Genomic DNA, 24969 nt, shown 5'->3' with positions numbered 1-24969 from the left:
GCCCTAAAAGCATATAAATGCTATTTTTGCCGTTTAAAAATTATACCAAAAAGACTTTTATGCAGGAACATGGTAAAAAGAACCCATCGGCTAATTTGGCTAACGTGGGTCTTAATGTTGGCGTAGCAAACTGGAATCTTTCTCCGGAGGAATTGATAAACAAGACGATTGAGCTTGGTCAAGGTGAGTTGAACAGCACAGGAGCACTTAGTGTAAATACTGGCAAGTTCACAGGTCGTTCTCCTAAAGACAAATTTACCGTTAAGGATGCAATCACTGAAAACAGTGTAGATTGGGGTAATATCAATATCCCTATATCTCCTGAAGTGTTTGACAAACTTTACGACAAGGTTTGCGCTTACCTAAATGACAAGGAAGTATGGGTGCGTGATTCTTACGCTTGTGCTGATCCTAAGCACCGTTTGAACATTCGCGTTATTAACGAAGCTCCTTGGGCCAACTTATTCTGCTATGACCTTTTCCTTCGTCCTACAGAAGAAGAAATTCAAACTCAAGAGCCTGACTGGCATATACTACAGGTACCTAGCTTCCAAGCTGACCCTGAGGTAGATGGTACACGTCAAGCCAACTTTACTATAGTAAACTTCACACGTAAGATCATCTTAATTGGAGGTTCTGCTTATACAGGTGAAATGAAGAAAGGTATCTTCGGGGTACTTAACTTCATCCTTCCGCACGAGAAGAACATCTTAAGTATGCACTGCTCGGCTAACGAGGGTAAAGACGGTGATGTAGCTTTATTCTTTGGTTTGTCAGGTACTGGTAAAACTACCTTGAGTGCTGATGTTAACCGTTCTTTGATCGGTGATGATGAGCATGGATGGGCAGATGGTTCTGTGTTTAACTTCGAGGGTGGTTGCTATGCGAAAGTAATTGACCTTAGTGAAGAAAAAGAGCCACAAATATTCAAGGCAATTAAGCATGAGGCTTTACTAGAGAACATCGTTTTCAAAGAAGGCACTAAAGAAGTAGATTATACTGACGGTAGCATCACTGAAAATACTCGTGCTGCATACCCGATACATAATATACCAAACGTAAAACAACCATCTTATGGTGGAGATCCTAAAAACATCTTCTTCCTAACATGTGATGCATTTGGTATTCTACCTCCTATCAGTAAATTAAATACTGGTCAGGCTATGTACCACTTCATCAGTGGTTATACGGCTAAAGTAGCAGGTACTGAGGTTGGTATTACTGAACCTCAAACTACATTCTCTGCTTGTTTCGGTCGCGTATTCTTACCATTGCACCCTGCAAAATATGCGGAGTTGTTAGGTAAAAAGCTAGACGAGCATAAAGATGTGAACGTATGGCTGATCAACACAGGCTGGAGCGGTGGTGCTTACGGTACTGGTAGTCGTATGAGCTTGAAACATACTCGCTCTATGATCACAGCTGCTATGAACGGTGAGCTAGACAACGTTGAATACAAAGCACATAATGTGTTTGGTGTTAATATCCCTCAATCTTGCCCTAACGTTCCTGACGAGGTACTAAACCCTCGTGAGACTTGGGCAGACAAAGAAGCTTATGATAAGAAAGCTAACGAACTAGCTAAATTATTTATAGACAACTTTGAGCAATTTGCAGACCAAGCAAGTGAAGAGATACGTAATGCAGCACCTAAGGTAATGCAAGGTGCGTAATCCTCATTTCTTACTATATTAGTTAAACCCCGACAATATTGTCGGGGTTTATTATTTTCAGCTTATGAAGTACCTACTCTTCTTTCTGTTAAGCATCATCCCCATAGCTACCTCAGCTCAATTTCATAATGTAGCTACAAAGACCATTGAAAAGATAGTAGACAAGATCGATAGGGATGCTACTCTCAAACGCGTCAAAAAAACTATCGACGATACTACCCTCATCTATTTCAAGCAAGGGCAACAAATTCATAAAATAGCTGAAACCATAAAAAGGGACACTTCCTTTATTCATAGAGATTATTACTATAATGATGGGGCTTTAGTGTTCATTCTAGAATCGAAGAGACGAACTAAAAATGATGTACTTACACAAGTACTCTTTAGTAAAAGCTATTACACAAAAGGCAAACGTATTTATAACACTACTACAACACATAATAACAGCACCTCAAACGACCTTAAACCCACAGAAAGCCTATTACAACTCGCAACATATCTCTACACAAAAGCTACACACCAATAGGCTATTAACAAACTGCTACTGCCGATAGATAATCCTAATATAGGTTAGCCTGTTTCTACCTTACATTTGCCATGCAAAAAAAACGAAGCGTTAAAGATGAATGCAAGAATAGAAGCACTAAAAGAAAGTATAACACCACTTAGAAAACAACTTACCAACCACCCATTATACAGCGCTATAAAATCAGTAGAAGACCTAAATCTTTTTATGGAGCATCATGTATATGCCGTATGGGATTTTATGAGTCTTTTAAAAGCACTTCAGATACAACTCACTTCTGTATCATTGCCTTGGCTACCAGTTGGCCAACCCAAAACACGCTATTTGATAAACGAGATAGTAACAGGTGAAGAAAGCGATGTAGACGAGCAGGGTGTCAGAATGAGTCATTTTGAGCTATACCTAAAAGCCATGCAACAGGCAGGTTGCAACTTGCAGTCTATAGAAGATTTCATCAACATACTCTCCAAGGGTGGTACCGTAGACGATGCCCTCAAAAATGCCGCAGTACCGAACGCTGCAGTAACCTTCGTAAAAAGCACCTTTGAGACAATAGATACTCGAGCCCCACATATTATTGCCAGTGCCTTTACTTTTGGTAGAGAGGACCTTATACCAGACATGTTTGTAACAATGGTAAGGGAACTAAGTGAGAACAACCCTAATAAAATAGACATTTTAAAATACTATCTGGATCGCCATATAGAAGTAGATGGAGACCATCACGCTCATTTGGCTTACGATATGCTTTCAGAACTTTGTGGTGATGATGACAGCAAATGGCAAGCTGCAACCAATGAAGCTAAAAAAGCATTACAGAGCAGAATATATCTTTGGGATAATGTGCTTCAAACCATTAGCAATTCCATACCAGCATAAAGTTTAGCACACCTATTTGCTACTCTAGTATTTTATAGGCTGTGGTAGTATCTGCAAACTTAAAATACTGCTTGGGCAAGTCGTCATAGGTTACATGGTCCCATTTCGTCCTAAACATTCTTGTATCCCAATGTGAGGTCAAAAAGCTTTTGTAGTTCTCGTCGATTATGATTGATGCCGTCTTATCCCTTTCAGAAGTAGAGAGCAACCAAAACTCGTAGCTAGACCCCCATGTCATCAATAATGTCTGCATGGGCACCTTATCAGGGCTTACTAAAAGTTTTTCATTTTCATGCTTATCTATAAAGTCCCTTATCCATGCTATTCGTTGTGTATAAAAGCTGCGTTTACTATATATTCTTACCCCACCAACAACTATCATTAAAGCAAACATGGCTATAGTAACTTTCTTATTCAACTGAGGAATAACGATAAATATAAAAGGCAGACCAATTATTATTGCTATTGGCAAAAACAAATTCTCGATATAAAAAGGCTCTGTACTAGCAGTAGGATAAGAGGCACATATCAAAACAGTGTACCCCGCAAAAAAGGATAAGAACAAGACCAGATCGATCCATCTACGCTTAATAATAGCATAAATAATAATCAAGACAGATGTAATGGGGATCCAGATAAACTTGCCCATCCAATCTTTTATAAAGGTCTTGGTAGAATATAGATCCCAATAGTTAGGAAAAAACTTTTTGATGTTTTTACTCTGGTCGGTTGCCGTAGTATCATAAGGGTTACCAAACCATTTGGCTTTTACCAGCTCAGCAGCTATAAATACAATTGCTGCAAATAACAGTAAATACCTCTTCTTGCTATTCTTCCACTCCTCCCTATGATAAAGGAAAATATACAAACTAGGAATAAAGAGTAACGGATGAAAAAAGGAGACGGTCACCACCAAAAAAGCCGCAATTATATAAGTGACTACCAAATTCTTCAGAGCCAGCTCGCTATGCAAAAAAGCATACAGTACAAATAATGTAGCCACACCAAGCGGCAACTCGGCCTGCATCCAAAAAAAAGTATTGGTTACAAATAATATGTTGAACAATAATAGACCAATTGCAATATCATAGCGCTTTAGCACTCTACCACACAGTACATAGCAAACAAAATAGTAAAATGCCACTCCTGCCGAGTACAATATCATGATGTTATTGAGTGACATATTTAGCTTTCTGCCAATAAGCGGAAAAACCTGTGTAAAGGCAGCACCAAAACGATGTACTTGTATCGCCAGCTCACTGGTTTTCATGATGTTATATAGCAGAAACGATATATCAAGGAATACCGTTCGCTCTTTGTAGCATAATATAGCGAAGACAAAAAGCATAATATATGCTATGATTCCTAAACGATATAAAGGTTTATACATAGTACAGTTCTTAAACTTGCTAGCTATTCTGAAACAAAATACCGCAATTTTGCCATAAGGCAAGAATAATGATTTGGAATTTAAAATATTTAAAAAACAATAATTATACGTATTTTTGTATTTATATTAGGCTTTCTAAATAAGAACATTCAAAAACAGAGCAATAAGTATCTATTCTGTAACAAAACGTAACAATTTGAAACATTTTAGCAGATTCAATTATCTTTGCCCGCATTAATCTATTAATATGAAAAATACTCCATTTACCAATAAACACATCGAACTAGGCGCTAAAATGGCCGAGTTTGCAGGATATAATATGCCGATCTCTTATGCTGGCATCAAAGAGGAGCACGCTACTGTACGCAAAAATGCAGGTGTGTTTGATGTTAGCCATATGGGCGAGTTTATCCTTAAGGGAGAACATGCGCTTGATCTGATACAACGTGTAACAAGCAATGATGCCTCTAAACTTACAGATGGCAAAGCACAATACTCTTGCCTACCAAACGACAAGGGTGGTATTGTAGACGATCTATTAGTATACTGTATTGAGCAGAATAAAGTATATATGCTGGTTGTAAACGCATCTAATATCGACAAAGACTGGGAGTGGATAAGCAAGCACAATACTAATAATGTAGAGATGCACAACATATCTGACAAAACGGGATTATTGGCAGTACAAGGTCCAAAAGCTGTAGAATATATGCAGGAGCTTACAGATATGGATATTACCAACCTTAAATACTATACGTTCGTAAAAGGAAAGTTTGCTGGAGTAGACAATGTGCTTGTAAGTGCTACTGGCTATACAGGGTCAGGTGGAGTAGAAATATATTTTGAAGACGAGAATGGTGCAGGTGAAAAGATATGGAATGAAGTATTCCGTGTTGGTAGCCCTAAGGGTATGCAGCCAATAGGTCTGGGAGCCCGTGATACACTACGTTTAGAAAAAGGTTTCTGCCTATACGGCAATGATATAGATGACACAACCTCACCTTTAGAAGCAGGCCTTGGTTGGATCACTAAGCTGAAGAAAGAAAGCGACTTTACATCTAAGGAAACTTTTATAGCGCAAAAAGCTGAAGGCATCAAACGTAAGCTTGTTGGTATAGAAATGATTGACAAGGGTATTCCAAGACACGGTTATAAACTGAATAGTATAGAAGGAGAAGAGATCGGCTATATTACATCAGGCACTCAATCTCCTAGTCTAAATAAAGCAATAGGCATGGGTTATGTACGAAAAGACCTAGCCGAAGAAGGTACTGAAATAACTGTTATCATTAGAGATAAAGCTATTAAAGCCAAAGTTGCTAAAATACCTTTTGAATAATTTTATAAAGCCTCACAAAATGTGAGGCTTTATTCTTTTAATGAACCTTAATTTCTCTTTTATTTTCTAGTCAAAGAACGAAAGTTTTTCTTTCTTTGCATCCAGTATCAATCAGTTCCACATGCTTCCAAAATACAAACGCGTACTTCTAAAACTTTCTGGAGAATCTTTAATGGGCGAGCGCAACTACGGTATCGACTCCCATATGCTTGAGCAATATGCTAAAGACATTAAAGAAATAACCGACATAGGTGTAGAAGTAGCTGTAGTAATAGGTGGTGGTAATATCTACCGCGGAATGAATGAACAGGAAACAGGTATTGAACGTGCTCAAGGCGACTATATGGGCATGCTAGCCACTGTTATCAACGGTATGGCTTTGCAAGCATCTTTAGAAAAAGCAGGCGTTAAAACAAGACTACAAAGTGCCATAAAAATGGAACAAGTAGCAGAACCATATATACGCAGACGCGCAATGCGCCACTTGGAGAAAGGTCGTGTTGTTATATTTGGTGCAGGTACGGGTAATCCTTATTTTACTACAGATACAGCAGGTTCGCTAAGAGCGATAGAAATTAATGCTGATGTTATTTTAAAAGGCACTCGTGTAGATGGTATTTATACTGCTGACCCTGAAAAAGACCCTACAGCAAAAAAATTCAATACCGTGTCATTTGATGAAGTTATTAGTAAAGGGCTTAAAGTAATGGATATGACAGCCTTTACACTTTGTCAAGAAAACCAACTGCCAATCATTGTATTTGATATGAATAAAAGTGGCAACCTCCTAAACGTAGTAAGCGGTAAAAAAATAGGAACCCTTGTGCAGTAAATCACCTCAAGTGTTTACGTTTGTTACGTTCATAATCTTCAAACACAAAATCCCCTAGCCCGTCTAAAGAAGAGTAAAAGGCTTTGCCATTATTTACTTCTGTGAAATTGCGTACAAAAGATTGCAAATAAGGGTCTTGTGCTATCATGAAGGTAATTACAGGTATTTTTAGTTTCCTCAACTGACCTGCAAGGTTCAATGTGCGATTTAATATTTTACTATCTATACCAAAGCTGTTTTTATAATACTTCCCATTTACTTTTAAGCAAGTAGGTTTCCCATCTGTGATCATGAATATCTGCTTATTAGGATTTTTTCTACGCCTCAAGATATCCATAGCCAACTCTAAACCTGCAACAGTGTTAGTATGGTAAGGGCCAACTTGTAAATAAGGCAGATCTTTCATTTCTATTTGCCAAGCATCATTACCAAACACAATTATATCCAACGTATCCTTTGGGTATCTTGTCGAGATTAACTCACTAAGTGCCATGGCTACTTTTTTAGCGGGAGTAATTCTATCCTCACCATATAATATCATAGAGTGAGAAATATCTATCATTAATACCGTCGACGTCTGAGCCTTAAAGTCCGTTTCGTGGATCTCAAAATCATCCTGATGCATTTCTAATCTATCAATACCTCTATTGATCAATGCATTCTTCAAGCTGCTAGAATAATCAATGGCATCTAAGGCATCACCAAACTCAAAAGGTCTTGTTTCGGGATTTAACTCATCCCCCTTACCTGTTTTGAACGTATTGTGGTTGCCTTTTTTGGCTTTCTTTAGTTTGCCAAAAATTTCATCCAGAGATCTTTTGCGAATAGACTGTTCCGACTTGGCAGTTATCTCATAAGCGCCGTTACGTTCATTCTCTTTAAGAAAACCCTGTTCTTTTAATTCTTCAATAAAGTCACCTATACCGTAACTATCATCTGTAAGCCTGTGTTCTCTATCTAGTTGAGTAAGCCAATCTAAAGCCTCTGTAGCATCACCACTGGTATATTGCAGCAACTCCATAAATAAGTCTAGAAGTCGCTGAAATGGAGATTTATTACTTGTAGGAAGATATTTTGTGAACAGTAATCCTTTCATTGTATACTAAGTTACATTCTTTAGTATAGCAATGCTTATAGGTTTTATTGATTACTCTATGCTTAATACTTGCATTAAAACTCGTAACAACCTATATCGATTTGTACGTCTCTTGCCTTATCGTCCAGGTCTCTATTAATTACTACAGGCGCTGGCGGTGTTATTCCTGCATTAATAGCGGGAGAGCCTGATTTTAACCTAAAGTTCCAGTTTTTATGATCCGTAAAGTTAGGGTCTTGATTAAGGATATTATTGTTTGCCTTCACCTCAGCAGGCAGTGTTTCTTTTAGTCTGATCAAGCAATTATTCAGTGTAACATCATAAGTACCTGTCCCCTTAGACCTAGTAAAAAGCTCATTCTCTAAAGAGCCCCAAACAATACAGTTTGTCATACTAGCTCTTAAAGGCCCACTAACATAAGACACGTTATCAATATCTCTGTAGTTGAGTAATGCTACAGTTGGGTTATCTATATGGCTTATTTTATTGTCTCCATAGATGATAAAATCACAATTAAAGAAATCATACCCACCTCCTTCAAAAGCAGCAAATGCTTGTGCACCGCATGCATTGATCAAACAGTTTTCTGCATATACAGTACTGCTAAAGGCAAGCAAACCATAACCAATAGAATTTTCAATTATGGTATTATACATCCTTAGCTGATAGTTATTGTCATTTATGGTATCAATGTTTACTTGTATAGCTGCAGGTGTAAAGGTACCTTCTCCTAAGCTGGTTGAATTACCACAGTTCCTTAATATCGCATAACGCAATTCACTATTGCGGCTCTTTGAGGTAAAATAAAAACCGCCCCATTCTCCAGGATACCCCTCATTACCAAAATATTTCCTATCCAGTCTATCTCCTTGAAAAACTACACTATCCGTTTTTGTACCATTTACTCTTAGTGTCCCCTCTATGAAAAGCCTCGAATTAGCACTTACATATACTCTACACCCTGCCGGTATGGTTAACGTGTTCCCTTCTTCTACTAGTGCATTTCTAAAAATGACATAAGGCTTATCAGTCAACCATGTTTGCGTTTTTAAAACACTGTCAACTATATAATGCGCATTTTGCCCAAATGCTCGCAATGGCAGCTTGTACTCCCTACCATTTAGGTTGGCCACCAACTCGTCCGTTACTAAAAACGGCGTATTCTGATTGGTAGGGTCAATACTTACCGTAGCAAAAACATAAATACTATCCTTAGCTGCTATATCAACATCTGATACGGTATTTCCCGGTGTACCATTTACATTAATATCAAAATAAGAGCTTGCCCCTTTTAACAAGCCTACACTAGACAATTTTATTGCTTGGTTCTGTGGATTGTAGATTTTTATGCTTGCAGTTACATTCCCTCTGCTGGTAAAGACCGTATCGAAAGTCAGTGTATCTACCGAAAATGTAACCTGCCCTCCCGAAGTTAATAGCTGCTCTTTTTTGCAACTATACATCGACGTGCTGGCAAGCAAGAATAAGAGTATATATATGACAGGAGTACAACGCATGTTGAATAGTTATTGCAAGAGGTAAAGTTAAACAAGTATTAGTATAACGATTGATTTAATCAAATATTTCACATTATGCATTAACAAGTTACTTTTGTAATTGTATGAGTTGTATCACCTTACTCTCCGATCTTGGACTGCAGGATGCCTCTTTGGCTACTGCTAAGGGCATTTTGATGCAACACCTTCCGAATATCCCTATTATTGATATCTCCAATACTATAGAACCTTTCCATACTCAGCAAGCAGCTTATCTCTTAGTAGCGGCATATGGACATTTTAACCCCAATACGGTGCATATAGTCCTATTTGATGTATTTGCCAGCAAAACACCTCGTCTAGTACTTACTAAACATCAAGAGCAATACATATTAGCGCCCGATAATGGGATACTTCCTTTAGCCTTTGGTGAAAGTTTGGGTATTACTTGGGAATGCTATATCCGTCCCAAAAATGGAACACTTGCAGAGTGGGTAAAACAGGCAGCACAAGTAGCACAACAAATTTCTAATGGCACACCTATTGACCTACCCCCAACAGAATTATCTGTTGTACCCAATAACCTTAGACCAAAAGTAAGTGCTAATAGCATTGAAGGTCAAGTTATACATGTTGACCGATTTGAGAACGTAGTACTTAATATTAGAAAAAGTGAATTTGACGAGGTGAGCAATGGTAGAGGATTTAAAGTGCGGTTTATGAGAAATGAAGAAATAACCGAATTAAGTGACCACTATAGTAGTGTGCGTGAAGGAGAAAAGCTTTGCCGTTTTAATACTGCGGGCTACTTGGAGATCGCAATAAACAGGGGGAAAGCTGCCAGCCTGTTTGGGCTTAAGCTACAACGAGAACAGAAATTTTTATACAATACCATTAAGATAGATTTTGAATGATATTACGTATAGTACAAATGACCTTCAGGGCAGAGGAGATAGATAGTTTCTTAGCGCTTTTTGAAGAAAGAAAGGAAAAGATACGCTCTTTTGAAGGCTGTAACCACTTAGAGCTTTGGCAGGATGCCAAGCAAGATAATATATTCTTCACCTATAGCATTTGGGATAGTGAGGAGCATTTGGACCATTACCGATTCTCTGATTTTTTTAAAGATACTTGGTCTAAGACAAAAGCTTTATTTGATGCTAAACCTCAAGCTTGGAGTGTCAATAGAAAAGTAGAGGTGTCACCTAATAAATAGAGCCGCAATAAGCGGCTCTATTTATTATAAATGGTTTGTGATCTTTTCTTGTATCAACTTGAACTCCTCATCAGTAAGTTTCAGTTTATCTCTGCCAAAGTCCATATCGCCAACGCTATTTATCGGCATCAAGTGCATATGTGCATGCGGCACTTCCAACCCTACAACACTTATGCCACATCTGTTACAGTCAAAAACCTGCTCTATTGCCTTAGCTATCGGCTTTGCGAAAACCAGCCATTGTGATAAATAATCATCCGGCACGTCAAATATCTTATCTACCTCTACTTTAGGTATCACTAATACATGTCCTTCTACCAAAGGGAATACATCTAAGAATGCTAAAAAGTTATCATTCTCAGCAATTTTATACGATGGTATTTCGCCAGCTATTATTTTGGAGAATATTGACGACATGATCTATAAACTTATACTTTCGATCTTTAGCTGAAGAACACCACCAGGCGTTTCCACATTAGCAACTTCGCCAACAGATTTACCTAATATACCCTTCCCTATAGGTGAGGTCACCGAGATCTTTTTATTCTTTAGATCAGCCTCAGACTCTGAGACGATCTGATATTCCATAGTTTTTTTCGTCTTCATATTAGTAACTGTCACCTTACTAAGTATAGACACTTTGCTGCTATCAAGATCTTTAGCATCAATCACTCTTGCTGTAGCAATAGCAGTTTCTAGCACAGCTATTTTAGCTTCGTGATGGCCTTGAGCTTCTTTTGCAGCATCGTATTCTGCATTTTCTTTCAGGTCGCCTTTTTCTCTTGCTTCACCTATCTGTCTTGCGATTTCAGCACGACCAGTTGTTTTGAGCACATTGAGCTCTGCTCTCATGCGTTCAAGCGTTTCTTTTGTTACATAGTTAACGTCAGACATAGTTTCTACGTTTTTTGGTATAACTAGGAAAAAATGCAACGCTTCTGATTAACTCAGAAGCGTTGCAAATACAAAATTAGTAATTATATCTTATTGGCGCATAAAACGTAATGAAAATACGTGTACACCGTTATTTGGCTGGTAAGTAGGTCTGAAAGAATAATCAAGAGCCAATACTGGACCAGTTTCACTTATTTTCTTTTGTACAGTAGCACCTGCACTGAAACCAGTATAGAAAGTTGTGCTAGCATCATTATCAAAGATATCACTCTCATATCTAAATGCTCCACGAACCATGAACATTTCCTGGAAAGCATATTCTAAACCAATGCCTAAGTAGTCATTATTAAAAGAGTTAGATGTGAAGTTAGCCATAACAGTAGCTCTATGCTTAGGAACAAACTCTTTACTGCTTTGCTCATCCTCTGCTCTAACACCTTTATTTTCATCTAAGTAAAAGTCATAAGAAGCACCGAAGTTTAAATAGGTAGGCATTTCAAATTTCTCAGATGGGGTAAGTCTGTTTAAACTATAGCCATTACCACCAGGAGCTTCACTATTGATTGCAAAACCACTACCGCTATATTTCATATTAGTACCCATATTACGTAGTGTGATACCAAAATGGAAGTTATCTCTAGCACCAGTTACGTACTGTATACCTGCTTCAAAAGTAGCTCCACTAGCACGGATAGTAGATATTTGCTCAGAAATGAATGTTACCCCAACACCTGCACGGATACTGTTAGAGAACTCTTTAGCAAAACCTAACATCACATTGAAAAACTGTGGAGAGTAAGTACCAACCTTTCCTTCAGGGTTGTTATAGTCGGTAATCTCAATTTCGCCGAAACTCATTGTCATAATATTGGCGCCGATAACACCAAAATCACCTAATTTTTGAGCAAAGCCTAGATTATTTACCCCTACATTCGAGCCTCTTAAGTAGGCACTGTAAGAAATACCGATCTCTGTACTCTCAACAAATGCTAAACCAGCAATATTGGTCTTAAGCGCGTCGATACCCTTCACATGTGATGTATTCATTCCGAAAACACCTGTGCTTTTACCCCAAGGGTTTATAAGCAATTCTGTTGCACCAGCTTGACCACTACGGTCTTTATTACCAGCGAAAGAAGGTAAAGAAAAACCTAAAGCGCATATTGCAAGTACTGCCTTTATAGATATGTTTCTCATAATTATATAATAATAAACTTATAATAAGGAGTTGGCAGAAAGTACTGCCAACTCTGGCAATCAAAATTTAATTAAAAACTAGTGATGTCAATTGGACGCATAGCACCAAACCAACGAAGTACTGTTTCACCTATACCATCAGCATTAATATGTATTAAATACATACCACTAGCAATTGGCAATCCTTTAGAGTTACGTATATCCCAATCAACAAAGGAAACATTACCATTATCCTTTTGTAGTCTTCTTATCAAAGCACCATCTAAAGAGTATATGCTAATTGTAGCTTTCTTCGGTAGATTAATAATACGTACACGAGAATCTATTCTATTTTGCTCATAGTTGTTATAACCATAGTACGGGTTAGGAACAACATGAATTCTATCCAATAGTGTTTTTCTATCAGCATTAGCATTATCAGCTAATGGAACAGGAGCTAGATCTTTAGTAGAGAAGCTATATACCGGATAACCATTATTCTTCTGAGCAGTATCAATAGAATTAAAGTTGGTAGAGTATTTAGCATATGGACGTTCTACTCTAATACGGATTCTTGTTTCCGTAGGTATAAATCCATCTTGTAAAGATTTGAATGGAATTGCTAAATTCTGTAATGGTATACCTACATACATCATATGATTCTCGAACGATTGCTTCTGAGCCAATACACCTGGCTTATTATAGTCAGAAATAAATTTACGACAAGAGTCATAACGAGATTCAAGTACATATATATAATGCTTACCTCCATACACAGGTATAATACCTGATAGATCTGTAATTAGTGCATTACTAGAAGGGTTCCAAATCATGTCACCTCCACCCTCAGCTTTTAACCAAGAGTCTTCTGCAAATATGATATTTAAACGCTCACCCGTTTCTTGGTTGATTGCATAACCTGGGAACATAGACATACTAGAGTCTTTACCTACTGTAGAATAAACAGGACGACCATTTGCATCTAGATCACCATTCCAACCAGCATGTCTTCTGAATTCGAATTTAGCTGCTCCACCTTCTGCTAAAGCAGGGTCTTCTTGCATTTCTAAAACAAGGCTTCTTGTCCATTTACTCTTATCATCAGTAAATACAACATCAATACTTTGTAGTCTAGCTAAACCTACACTAGTATTAGGGAAAGCGACACCAATTCCACAACGTACATTTCCTGCTACTTGAGAATTCGCAAGTGCATAAGGAGCCCATGTACCTCTAGTTAATGTATTATTCGATAATAAACCTTCGTAGAATTGACCAACAGTATCAAAACGAGGACCATCATCGTAAACACATAATGTGTCATCATTTACTGTATTATTACCACTTCTGATCCAGTTACGAATATCTGTAGACTCACCATCTTGCACACCTAGCAACCATGGTTTACCAGGATCTGCAAATGTAATATCTGAAGTGATAAGACCGTTTCCGTTAACCTGATCATCTCCAGGAGTACCTACTTGACTTAAGTTGATTGATAAGCCATAGTTCTCAAGAATTTGCTCGTTTACAGAACCTAATCCGTTAGATTTTTCGCTATAAATAACCTCACCAGTAGTGATATTAACTAGCTTCCAACTAGACCTAAGTGAATCTAGTCCTCTTCTTGGGTTAATATTATCTGCACCTGAGATATATAACTCCCACTCATGTGGTTTAACCTTAAGCGGATCAATTACTTTCACATCTACAGGACCACTGTTTGGCTTGTATACCGGCTTGATAGATTGATATATTGTGCCAGTATTATTAACAGAGGCAACTCCCATTACAGCTTCTAGTTCCGAAGAGTCACTCATCTGCAATGCATTACCACCATTACCTCTACCTTCGATTCTCTTAATAATAACACCACTGCCATAGTCCGCATTCAATACAGTACCCATATCCCCATTAGCAGGGTTTGGCATTGCACTAACTACTTTTATCACAGAACCACCAGCACCTTTAGAGCTTTCTAAATAAGTAACATCTTGAGTAGAGTCTGCATGTTTTGCATCAAATGGTGCAAACTCATTATATGCATATGCTAATGCAACATAATAGTAGTTTCTATAGTTTACCAAACGCTTATCATCACCTGCTGCAAATTGGTCGATTGTTAGTTCAAAACTATGTCTGATACCACTGTCATTACCATTTACTTTAATTACAGGCACATATGTGCTATCACTTACTTCTGTGTTTTTATCATAATTGATAATTCTAGAAACTCCGTTTTGGATATCACATTGGAATACCTCAACTGCTACAGTTTGGTCTACGGTACCATCCTCTTTGAAGATTTGAGCAGGTTGAATTTCTGCAGTCTTCAATTGGAAAACACGGTAACCTTCAAATTTGTATAAAGAGTCAGGGTGTTTCACATACTGTGAAGCCTTAAGTGATGGAACACGGAACTTTTTAGCAGTATCACGTCCATATCTCTCTTGATAGTTATTACTAGCAGGGTCATTCACTAGATAGAAAACTAGTTTTCTATCCATCTCACGAGATACTAATCTTGGAGCTTCAGGACCTTCAATAGTTTCAAAATCGTTATCGAATAATGCCTGTGCTTGGTCATCAGCAATTCTAATCTTCCTAAATGAAGTATTAGGACAACCGCCAGCATCAGATACCCATACAGCACCAATAGTGATATCGTTTACAACACCTGGCTGTAATTTGAAAGGTCCGGCAGAGTGAACAAAACGGCGGTCACCTGCAGGGTTGTTACAAGTACACTCAGACCATTCGTCTTTCTTACCAGGGTCACCAAAGAATACATATTTTGTAATGTTACCGTCACCATAACCTCTAGATTGAGTATTAGGTCCTTTAAAGTCATTACTAAAACGCTGACCGTTTCTAATAGAACCAGTCATATAGTTATATATATGTGTACCCGTTTGAGGGTTACCAATTACTGTGAAGTCATTGTTATAGTAAGTAAATGCTTCCATTGAAAGCTCTTTACTAACAGTTAAACCTGCAGAATCATATGTTTTGATAGGCCCCTTGAAGAAGTCAACACCAACCATTGGTAAGTCTGTACCATAACTGTTCACCTGTCCTTGTCCATCCTGACTAGTACCATTATAAAGTATACCTAAACCTCTTGTAGTATCACAACCGATATAGTCATCTCTATAGTAACCAAGATCCGCATCCGTCCATGTTGCGATATAAGTACTATCTAGAGATAATCCACCTCTGTTAACCAATCTAAAGTTGTAGAAGGTAGCGTCATTTAAGAAGTCTTTGGTAGAATAGGCAAAAGCACTTGCTTGTACCTCTATACCAATACCTTCTGTATTAGATTGTTGCTTAACGTTTCCTTTATCATTGAATACCCACCAGATGAACTGATCACCGTTAATATCCGGATAGTCACCTTCTTCAGCATTATAATCACCACTATTATCAACATCGACAAATGGTGCGTAATCTAAATTACCATCTATATTCAATGGATTTTGGTTTCTACCAACTGCTTTCTTATTCCCTTTTGCCGGCCATTGTATGATAGCTTCAAATTGAGCATCATTTACAGCAGCACTTTTATCTTGTAATTCGCGGAAGGCGTTGATATCCTCTCTGTTTACTTTCCAAAAACGATCCCACTCAGAACAGTTTGCCGCAGTAATATCTGCAGTCTTTGGGTCAAGAGGACCAGGCCAGTAGTCATTACCATCCTGACGATAAGTTTGCGCAGCTACTTTCAATTGTCCCTCATCATCATATCCACCGATCCATACAGAACCTGCGAATAGTGAGTTCTTTCTAGAACCTTTTGGAACTTCATAACGCGCTGAAGCGGTACCGATATCCCACCACATATCACCACCTGTCATCAACTTAGCACGTACGTTATTGATATCTAGGTCAATAGACGATTCTGCTGGTTTACAATCAACAGTGGTTTTCAATTGCCCTCTCTTCAAACCGCTTACACCATTCTTTTCGTATGGGCGAGCAGATACTTGCGACACCATGCCAACTAAGACAAACAGTGACAAGAAAAGACCTACTTTATTATTGTTCTTACGCATCATAACTTATTTAAGAAAGTTATTATTCAAATTATATTAATTAAAACTAAAGTTAAGACCTATGTTAATACGTCTTGGTAAGTTAATCGCAAAAGGATTAATCTGATTAATTGTATACAAGTCAACGAATGACAATGGATCAATTTGGTTATTAGTTTGTTGGATACCAATAGGAGATGCTAAGTAACCGTTATCATCTGGTCTGTTAGTATAACCGTTAACACCAAATACGTCTCTTGTATTTAATAGGTTCTGTACAAGTACATATGCGTTCATATTTAGTACTCTTCTAGGACCTTTGCTATCATCCTTCTTCTTGAATAGAACTGACAAATTGAAATCTTTATCTGCTCTCAAGTCAAGCATATAGTGCCAAGGCAAACGAGAACCTTGAATAGAACCTGCAACAGTGTTCGATGCTGCCTCTATATATCTTGTATAAGGCTCACCACTTCTTGCTCTGAAGATCAAGTTAAGACCTGCATTTTGCAAGATATTTTGATTAGCTACAACTGGTCCTTTTCCTTTTGCAAATCTGTAATCAACAGTAGTTACGATCATATGACGTGAGTCAACACTAAGTGGCATTGTAAACCTTAAGTTAGGTTTAGATGCTGCGTTGAACTGTTGTAACAAACCATTAGAACTGATCGTACTTCCACTACCACCGTTGGCAGTTGCAGTTCCAGAACCTGTACCATCAGCAAATTGTAAAGTATAGGCAACATCCATACGTAGGTTACCTACACGACGTAGATCGTATCTTAAGGTTAAACCTTTTGTTGTAGAGAAGTCTCTATTACCATAAGTATAGTATGTTGTTGGCCATGCATACAAGTAAGGTCTTACTTGTATCATATCCTTACGCTCCTTATAGAAACCTGATAATGTGATCGCAGATTTCGGAGTAAGTTGTTGTGTAAAACCAACCTCATAGTCAAACATCTTTTGAGGCTTAAGGCCTGGATTGTTGATGATGTTTTGAGTATTTGTAGTTAAGTTGTAATAAGTGTTTGGCGTTTCAAAAACGTTTGATGGTCTTTGAACTAATACATCATAGTGAGCATAGAATAATGCCACATCTGATATAGGGAATTGGAATGCGATACGAGGCATCACATTAACTTGTGGTTTATAGTCAGTAAACGAGTTATTAGGATTGAAGTTACTATCCTGAATTCTAACTGATCTATCAACTAGATAAGGTTGAGGGTCACGACCACCACTAAATTCTTTTAATACCGCAGGGTCTTCTATGTAGTTACCATATGGATCATACCAATCATCTCCGTTTCTATAACCGATAATTGATGGACTAGAAGACTCGTTATTATTTACATAAACAACATAGTCACTACCAATATTACCAGGATCAGTACCACCGTTAAAGTTATTTTTAGCTATACGCTCACCAGTAGTAGGGTCAGTAATATTTCTAGCATCGCTAAGTGTATTTACTGCATATAGAGAATAAGGATCTTTCAACACTTTGGTGTTAGCGTCAAAACGTTCGATACGAACACCTAAGTTGAATCTGATATCCTTAAACTGGAATCTGTCAAGGATGTAACCAGCAATATAGTTTGGTCTGAAAGCACCTATATCACGTGTAAAGTTTCCGTTAGCATCTTTCTTTGTAAAGAAGTCATTAAAGTTCACTTGTCCTTTTTGCTTCTCACCGGTGTAAGTATAACCTTGATAACCTACATAAGCATTACCACTGTTTAATATCTCATCAGCAGAGAACATATCTATAGAGAACGTTGAAGGATCTAGTTCATCAACATCTACGTAATCTGTATTCTTTAAACCTAGTTTCTTTCTGATGTTTGTAGCAAATGTTGACTGTGTTTCTCCGTTAGCGATTCTATTATATAAGATAGTATCGAAAGGAGAAGGAGAAATACCTTGTGTCAACAGATCATTATAGCTGTAGTTCTGGCCATTCACTCTAAATATAGGATTAGATTGATCTAGGCTAATATGATTATTAGACAACTGACGCATGTACTGCCACAAGCTATTACCACTAGCAGACATACCTACAGAATAACCTCTTGAAGCACGTTGTTGGTAGTACATACCAAACTCGATAGAGTGTCTTGGCTTGTTAGGCAATTGTAGGTCAAACGATGCATCCACACTCACTGCAAATTGATCTAGCTCAGAGTATGAGTAACTACCTACTGATGCACCAACGTTAGTATTGATACCATAAGTTGATTGAGGAAGCTCACCATTTACAGGGATAGTAGCCAATCCACGTACACCTTGGATATTACCTGGTGATATACCACCAATAGAGTTAAAATATTGAGAAGTGTAGTTTGCTAAAACAGGATTCAATTCTGAACGCTCATATGTTGTAGCAGCTGCAAATCTGTCAACTAATAAAACTTGACCAGGGAGACCACTTACACTATCAACAGCTGTACCATATATCGGGAAGTATGTAGTATTAAATTTACCTACATAACCATACTTGAATATGTCACGACCATGGTCAGGGTGTTCACTACTTACGTAATCCTTTTGATAGTCAGCTTGTATTGTATAATAAGCGTTAGTGATAATTGGCGGTTTTATTGGGTTACCGTCTTCATCTTTTTTAGGCGCGCCATAGTTTTGCTTACCAAAACGTTGTGTCAAACGTAGATAACCTCTACCTGTGTAGCTATTAGTGATCGGGTTAGCCTCTGGAGCAAAAATTGCTGCACTTCTAATCCAACCTTTACTTCTTTCGTAGTTAAATGAACCACCAGCAGTTAAGTTCAAGTTTTCTGCTAACTGAAAGTCTAATTTCGCATTTATACGACCTTCAAGACGCTCCGCATTTGCTCTTTTCTTTTCTAATTGTAGATCTTCTTTACGTACAAACTCAGATGCATTTCTGAATACTGGGTTACCATTAGGGTTTGGCACCACCACTAATGGAGTTTGTTTCAGACCTTCTAAAACATCATCTTTTGCAACATAAGTACCTGTATATAAAGGACGATCATCTTCATCGTACCAGAAGTCACCACCAAGCAAGAAACCAACAACAGGTTTTTTAGTACCCATTGTGTCTACTTTTTTACTTACCAGCGGACCAGACAAGTTAAAGTTCACCAAGTTGTGACCATAACCATCTACTGAACGCTCTAGCAACACGCTTCCACGTGTTTTTCTAGAGATACCTCTTGTTGTAATGTTAATGATACCACCAAGGGCGTCACCATACTTTGCAGGAACACCAGATGTTAATACCTGTACTTGGTCAATAACACCTTGAGACATGTTGATACCACGACCACCTACAACCTGAACACCATCAACATAGTACAAAGTACCACTACCACGTGCACCACCGATACTCAAACCACCACCATCTGCAGCTTGGTAAACACCAGGAGCTGTAGACGCTACTGAAGTAGTATTACGTGTAGGCATCTTGTCTATTTCCTCACCAGTGATCACTTTTTTACCACCAGGCTGGTCTATATCTATTAGAGGCACTTTAAACGTAGTAACAACAACTTCCTCTAGCTTAGAAGAATTTGCTGCCAATTTCTTATTAAGTGTAGTTAATTTGTTAGAACTAACAATAACATTCTCAACAATTTCGGTCTTCATACCAATGTATGTTATCTTAATTTGATAACGACCCGGAGATAAAGGTTTGATTACATAGTTACCATCATAATCGGTAACTGTACCACCTTTTACAATACCTCCTTCTAGTGCTTGTACTGTCGCGCTTATTGCCGGCTCTCCTTTATCATCAACAATCTTACCACCTATCTCACCACTTTGCCCTTGTGCAAAAGCAGTTCCTGAAATAGCCGTAAAAAGCAACACGAGTAAATAACGTAGTGTACGTGCCATATTCTGCATTAATAAATTATTAACCAAATGAACGGTAAAGATAAAAACTTCTGTTAAAAGTACTACGCCAAGTAATAATTTTTGTCAGCCAACTGTTTGTTTTGTTTATATAGTTTTTTTTGGCCTGTATTTTACATACATATGGCAATTTTACTTAAGACAATTTTACTCATTTTATACAACGCTTCTACGCTGTAACCCGCTATGTGTGGGGTTATTATTACATTATACATTTTTGCCATTTCTTTTACACGCCTTAAGGTTTCTGCTCCCATCTTTTCTAAAGGCTCTTCCTCCAAAACGTCAATACACGCGCCACTTACCTTTTTACTCTGCAATCCTTGCCATAATGCGGCGGTATCTACCACTTCTCCACGTGATGTATTTAACAAAACGAATGGCTTTTCCATTTTTTCAATAAATGCCGCATTGAAATAGTGCTTTGTGTCATTATTAAGTGGCACATGGAAGCTCACCACATCTGCTTCCTTGTATATATCATCAATGTTGCTACAAGATATGGTATTACTCATTTTCAGGTCACCTACGTACTTGTCATATGTTAAAATTTTCACATCAAATCCGAGTAATTTTTTAGCAAATGCCTGCCCCGTATTACCAAAACCAATTATACCTATGGTTTTTCCGTCCAGCTCTACTCCCCTGTTCTCATCTCTTAACCATTGCCCCTCTTTTACCTCATTAAAAGACTTGTAGATCCTCTTATTTAAACTTAACAAAGACCCTAAAGCATGCTCTGCTACTGCGTTCCTATTACCTTCAGGACTACTAAAACAGGTCACCCCCTTTGCTTTGGCATATATTGTATCTATTATCTCCATACCTGAACCCATACGTCCCACCCATTTTAAGTTAGGTGCGGCATCTAGTAGCTCTTTATTTATTAATAGCCGTGTAGAAGTAACAATACCTGTGCAATCAGCTACGACCATCATAGCTTCTGCTTGGGTAATAGAGGTATTGGTAATGTATTCATACCCATTGGCGGTCAACCAATCTGTAAGAATACGGTGTACAGGTGCTGCTATTAGTACTTTTTTCATGAGAAATATGCTTTATACAAGCTCACAAAATCTTCTATAGATAATTGTTCTGCTCTTTTGGTCATAAACGGGTGTTCTTCTAAAACCTCTTTAGGCAAAATACCTGCTAATGCATTTCTTAGCATTTTTCGCCTTTGGTTAAATGCTGTCTTAACTAGCACTTTGAACTTACGTTTATCTATTATACCATGCGGATTATTTAGATTAGTTAACCTGATCACTCCACTTTTCACTTTTGGAGGTGGAGTAAATGCTTGCTCATCAACATCAAAAAGATAATCTACTTTAAAGAAAGCTCCGATCAATACACTTAGTATACCATATTGCTTACTACCTGAATCGGACGCCACCCTAAGTGCTACTTCTTTCTGAAACATACCTATTACTTCCTCTACATCCTCTTCCCAGTCTAGCACCTTAAAGAGTATAGGAGATGAAATATTATAGGGAAAATTGCCTATGATACTGAATTTACCCTCATATGGCGCATTGGCTTGTAGAATGTCCTGTTCAATGATCTTGCCCTCCAACGCCTTATAGGTCTTTTCCAAATACCTCACCTTTTCTTCATCTACCTCTATAGCTTTATAGTTGATATCCTCAATATTGATCAAGTATTTTGTAATGGCTCCTCCTCCTGGACCAATTTCTAAAAGGTTCATCTTGGGTTTTACAGTAAGTGACCCTACAATCCGTTCACATATCTGCTCATCGTGCAAAAAATGCTGACCTAAGCTTTTTTTGAGTGTGTATGGTTTTGCCAAATAATTTATTTTTTATTACGTTGAGTAATTGCAATGCGATACAAAGTTAGGTTTAAACTTGGCAACCTATTACCTTGCAATTAATTTTACCAGTATAATATAAAGATTTAATAAATGAACTTTAAGGTATTACAAAAAGCTCCTAAAAAGCACCATCTATATATTGTTGATAATGCTGATGCAGTATCGCAAGCTACAGAACTAAGCAAAGAAGAAATAGCACATTGCCAACAGTCTTTGAAAAACAATAGTAGCACTGTTGTCACTATCAATCAGCTCAACAAGTACATATTTGTATATCAAATAAATAGGGACAATGAGATAAAGGACAGGGAGACCTGTAGAAAAAAAGGCGCTGAGCTACAAACATATTTCAATGCACTTAAGCTTGACGATGTTGCTATTACTAATTTATCAGGTGCGGCACATGCGCCATATACGTTATCTGAAGGTATTGCCTTAGCCAACTACAATTTTTTAAAATATAAGAAAGACGCAGCTAAGCTTGCTAGTAGTCTTAAGAGCATATCTTTTACAAAAGGATCAGTAACACCTGCTGATGTTAAAGAACTATCGATCACTTGTGAGGCCATCTACCGCATGCGTGATTTGATCAACGAACCTTTAAGCTACCTAACTGCTCCGCAACTAGCCAAAGAAATTGCCAAACTAGGTAAGGAATCAGGCTTTAAAGTGACTACACTTAATAAAGCACAAATAGTAAAACTAAAAATGGGTGGACTACTAGCTGTAAATAGAGGTAGCCTTACCCCTCCTACATTTACTATTATGGAGCATAAGCCTAGAAAAGTAGTTAATAAACAACCAATAGTGTTGGTGGGTAAAGGCGTGGTTTATGACACTGGAGGCTTATCATTAAAACCTACTGCTGGCTCTATGGATAGAATGAAGAGCGACATGAGTGGTTCGGCACTTGTATCTGGAGCTATGTATGCTATTGCTAAAATGCAGTTACCAATACATGTTATTGCATTAGTGCCTGCTACCGACAACCGTCCTGGCCAAGACGCCTATGCTCCCGGTGATGTTATTACAATGCATAGCGGCTCTACTGTTGAGGTATTAAATACAGACGCAGAAGGTCGTATGTTACTAGCAGATGCACTACACTACGCTAAGAAATACAAACCAGAACTCGTATTCGACTTTGCTACACTTACCGGTGCAGCAGCAATAGCTGTAGGTCAGCATGGTATTGTATGTATGGGTACTGCCTCAGACGAAACCAAAGCTGCACTCAAAGAAAGTGGTAATAATGAATATGAACGTCTAGTAGAATACCCTCTTTGGGATGAGTATGGCGATCAGCTCCATTCAGAAATTGCTGACATGAAAAATATTGGTGGTAGAGAAGGTGGTGCTATCACTGCAGGGAAATTCTTAGAGCATTTTACAGATTACCCTTGGATGCATTTTGACATAGCAGGTGTATCCTTCAACCCTACTAAGAGTGGCTATAAAACAGCAGGAGGTAGCGGCATGGGGTTAAGAATGCTTCTTGACTTTTTAACGAACTATAGCAAAGGCTAATATTGCTAACCTAATCAATGTATAATACACTATGCATACCAATGCTCACAAACCAATAATTGGCATAACAACCGGAGACTTAAATGGTATAGGTCTTGAAATTATTATAAAAGTGTTTTCTGACAACAGAATGTTGGACTTATGCACACCGGTTATTTTTGCCTCAAACAAAGTGGTTAATTTTTACAGGAAACTAGTTTCAACGCACGACTTTTCTTTTACAAGCACAAAAGACCTAACAAAGCTCAACAAAAAGCAAGTCAACGTTTTTACTTGTTGGGATGAAGAAGTGCCGGTAACTCCGGGAGAGTTGAAAGATATCGCAGGCAAGTATGCCATACGCTCTTTAATGGTGGCCAGCCAGTGCTTGAAGGACGGAGAGATAGACGGTATTGTTACTGCTCCAATACATAAAAGCAATACACAAACTCCTGATTTTAACTATACAGGACATACTCCATTCTTCAAAGATAAATTTGACGCAAAGGAGGTATTAATGCTCTTGTATGATAAAACTATTAAAGTGGCGTTAGTTACCGAGCATATACCAATTGCAAAAGTAGCTTCTACCATTACCAAAGAGCTATTATCTACAAAGGTTAATTTACTTTCTGAAAGCCTGACGAGAGACTTTGGGATAGACACACCAAAAATTGCTGTCCTTGGTCTTAATCCGCATGCAGGCGATGAAGGAAAGATAGGAAATGAAGAACAAGAGACCATTATTCCTGTCATCGAATCATTTAAGCAGAATGGAAAGATGGTTTTCGGACCATTTAGTGCAGATGCTTTTTTTGCACACGGCAGCTATAAGTCTTTTGATGCTACCTTAGCCATGTATCACGACCAAGGTCTGGTAGCACTAAAAACAATAGCACACGAAGGTGGTGTTAACTATACTGCTGGCATGAGTGTTGTACGCACTTCTCCCGACCATGGTACAGCTTTTGATATTGCAGGTAAGAACATAGCCGATGAGTCATCTATGCGAGAAGCGGTTTTCCAATGTATAGACCTCATCAACCAACGAAACGAATATGACACCAATACTGCTGACCCTTTAAAAAGAGGCAGCTATAACAAAGATCGTCAAAACAGTAATCGATAATAAAAAAGCACACTATATGTGTGCTTTTTTATTATACGGAATA

General features: G+C 38.0%; 19 protein-coding genes. 9 read left to right on the top strand and 10 right to left on the bottom strand.

The features are described 5' to 3' along the window. The first annotated feature begins 59 nt into the window (after positions 1-59). From pckA to R2800_13475, 3 genes are all read left to right on the top strand, one after another. Positions 60-1673, top strand: a complete 1614-nt coding sequence (gene pckA / locus R2800_13485; protein MEZ5018065.1) for a phosphoenolpyruvate carboxykinase (ATP) — start codon at positions 60-62, stop codon at positions 1671-1673. A gap of 64 nt (positions 1674-1737) precedes the next feature. Next, a complete protein-coding gene (locus R2800_13480; protein ID MEZ5018064.1) occupies positions 1738-2199 on the top strand; it encodes a hypothetical protein in 462 nt (153 codons plus the stop codon). A gap of 96 nt (positions 2200-2295) precedes the next feature. Beyond that, the gene (locus R2800_13475) at positions 2296-3078 is read left to right on the top strand and encodes a DUF3050 domain-containing protein (protein ID MEZ5018063.1); all 783 of its coding nucleotides are present in this window, start codon (positions 2296-2298) and stop codon (positions 3076-3078) included. Positions 3079-3097: 19 nt separating this feature from the next. Here R2800_13475 and R2800_13470 read toward each other — a convergent pair whose 3' ends face one another. Next, positions 3098-4348 carry a hypothetical protein gene (locus R2800_13470; GenBank protein ID MEZ5018062.1) on the bottom strand — a complete coding sequence of 417 codons (1251 nt, stop codon included), beginning with the start codon at positions 4346-4348 and terminating at the stop codon, positions 3098-3100. A gap of 367 nt (positions 4349-4715) precedes the next feature. Between R2800_13470 and gcvT the strand changes: the two genes are divergently transcribed. Next, positions 4716-5807, top strand: coding sequence for a glycine cleavage system aminomethyltransferase GcvT (gene gcvT, locus R2800_13465; GenBank protein ID MEZ5018061.1), 1092 nt, complete (start codon positions 4716-4718; stop codon positions 5805-5807). Between the two features lie 121 nt (positions 5808-5928). Continuing rightward, on the top strand, positions 5929-6639 hold the full coding sequence (gene pyrH / locus R2800_13460; GenBank protein ID MEZ5018060.1) for a UMP kinase: 711 nt from the start codon (positions 5929-5931) through the stop codon (positions 6637-6639). A 1-nt stretch (position 6640) separates the two neighbouring features. Here pyrH and R2800_13455 read toward each other — a convergent pair whose 3' ends face one another. Continuing rightward, positions 6641-7735 (bottom strand): VWA domain-containing protein, encoded by a 1095-nt coding sequence (locus tag R2800_13455; GenBank protein ID MEZ5018059.1) that lies wholly within the window; start codon positions 7733-7735, stop codon positions 6641-6643. 74 nt (positions 7736-7809) lie between these two features. Then, on the bottom strand, positions 7810-9252 hold the full coding sequence (locus R2800_13450; protein ID MEZ5018058.1) for a choice-of-anchor Q domain-containing protein: 1443 nt from the start codon (positions 9250-9252) through the stop codon (positions 7810-7812). A 104-nt stretch (positions 9253-9356) separates the two neighbouring features. Here R2800_13450 and R2800_13445 point away from each other — a divergent pair, with 104 nt between their 5' ends. Both R2800_13445 and R2800_13440 read left to right on the top strand, forming a co-directional pair. Beyond that, on the top strand, positions 9357-10145 hold the full coding sequence (locus R2800_13445) for an SAM-dependent chlorinase/fluorinase (protein ID MEZ5018057.1): 789 nt from the start codon (positions 9357-9359) through the stop codon (positions 10143-10145). Next, positions 10142-10447, top strand: a complete 306-nt coding sequence (locus R2800_13440; protein MEZ5018056.1) for an antibiotic biosynthesis monooxygenase family protein — start codon at positions 10142-10144, stop codon at positions 10445-10447. The genes R2800_13445 and R2800_13440 overlap by 4 nt, the downstream gene beginning before the upstream one ends. A gap of 24 nt (positions 10448-10471) precedes the next feature. Here the strand turns inward: R2800_13440 and R2800_13435 are convergent, their stop codons facing one another. From R2800_13435 to rsmA, 7 genes are all read right to left on the bottom strand, one after another. Beyond that, on the bottom strand, positions 10472-10864 hold the full coding sequence (locus tag R2800_13435) for an HIT family protein (GenBank protein MEZ5018055.1): 393 nt from the start codon (positions 10862-10864) through the stop codon (positions 10472-10474). Positions 10865-10867: 3 nt separating this feature from the next. After that, positions 10868-11341, bottom strand: coding sequence for a transcription elongation factor GreA (gene greA / locus R2800_13430; GenBank protein ID MEZ5018054.1), 474 nt, complete (start codon positions 11339-11341; stop codon positions 10868-10870). Positions 11342-11431: 90 nt separating this feature from the next. Beyond that, positions 11432-12538: a PorV/PorQ family protein gene (locus tag R2800_13425; protein ID MEZ5018053.1), complete on the bottom strand. Its 1107-nt coding sequence runs from the start codon at positions 12536-12538 to the stop codon at positions 11432-11434. Between the two features lie 71 nt (positions 12539-12609). Beyond that, positions 12610-16575 carry a T9SS type A sorting domain-containing protein gene (locus tag R2800_13420; GenBank protein MEZ5018052.1) on the bottom strand — a complete coding sequence of 1322 codons (3966 nt, stop codon included), beginning with the start codon at positions 16573-16575 and terminating at the stop codon, positions 12610-12612. A gap of 33 nt (positions 16576-16608) precedes the next feature. Next, positions 16609-20439: a carboxypeptidase-like regulatory domain-containing protein gene (locus R2800_13415; protein ID MEZ5018051.1), complete on the bottom strand. Its 3831-nt coding sequence runs from the start codon at positions 20437-20439 to the stop codon at positions 16609-16611. A gap of 131 nt (positions 20440-20570) precedes the next feature. Then, the gene (locus tag R2800_13410) at positions 20571-21503 is read right to left on the bottom strand and encodes an NAD(P)-dependent oxidoreductase (GenBank protein MEZ5018050.1); all 933 of its coding nucleotides are present in this window, start codon (positions 21501-21503) and stop codon (positions 20571-20573) included. Then, on the bottom strand, positions 21500-22267 hold the full coding sequence (gene rsmA, locus R2800_13405; GenBank protein ID MEZ5018049.1) for a 16S rRNA (adenine(1518)-N(6)/adenine(1519)-N(6))-dimethyltransferase RsmA: 768 nt from the start codon (positions 22265-22267) through the stop codon (positions 21500-21502). The genes R2800_13410 and rsmA overlap by 4 nt, the downstream gene beginning before the upstream one ends. A 114-nt stretch (positions 22268-22381) precedes the next feature. Here rsmA and R2800_13400 point away from each other — a divergent pair, with 114 nt between their 5' ends. Both R2800_13400 and pdxA read left to right on the top strand, forming a co-directional pair. Then, positions 22382-23818, top strand: a complete 1437-nt coding sequence (locus tag R2800_13400) for a leucyl aminopeptidase family protein (GenBank protein MEZ5018048.1) — start codon at positions 22382-22384, stop codon at positions 23816-23818. A 31-nt stretch (positions 23819-23849) separates the two neighbouring features. Next, on the top strand, positions 23850-24926 hold the full coding sequence (gene pdxA, locus R2800_13395; GenBank protein MEZ5018047.1) for a 4-hydroxythreonine-4-phosphate dehydrogenase PdxA: 1077 nt from the start codon (positions 23850-23852) through the stop codon (positions 24924-24926). Positions 24927-24969: the final 43 nt, after the last annotated feature.

It is taken from the genome of Flavipsychrobacter sp. (assembly GCA_041392855.1).
Lineage (GTDB): Bacteria > Bacteroidota > Bacteroidia > Chitinophagales > Chitinophagaceae > UBA5543.
This window is presented reverse-complemented; position numbering and strand designations above follow the sequence as displayed.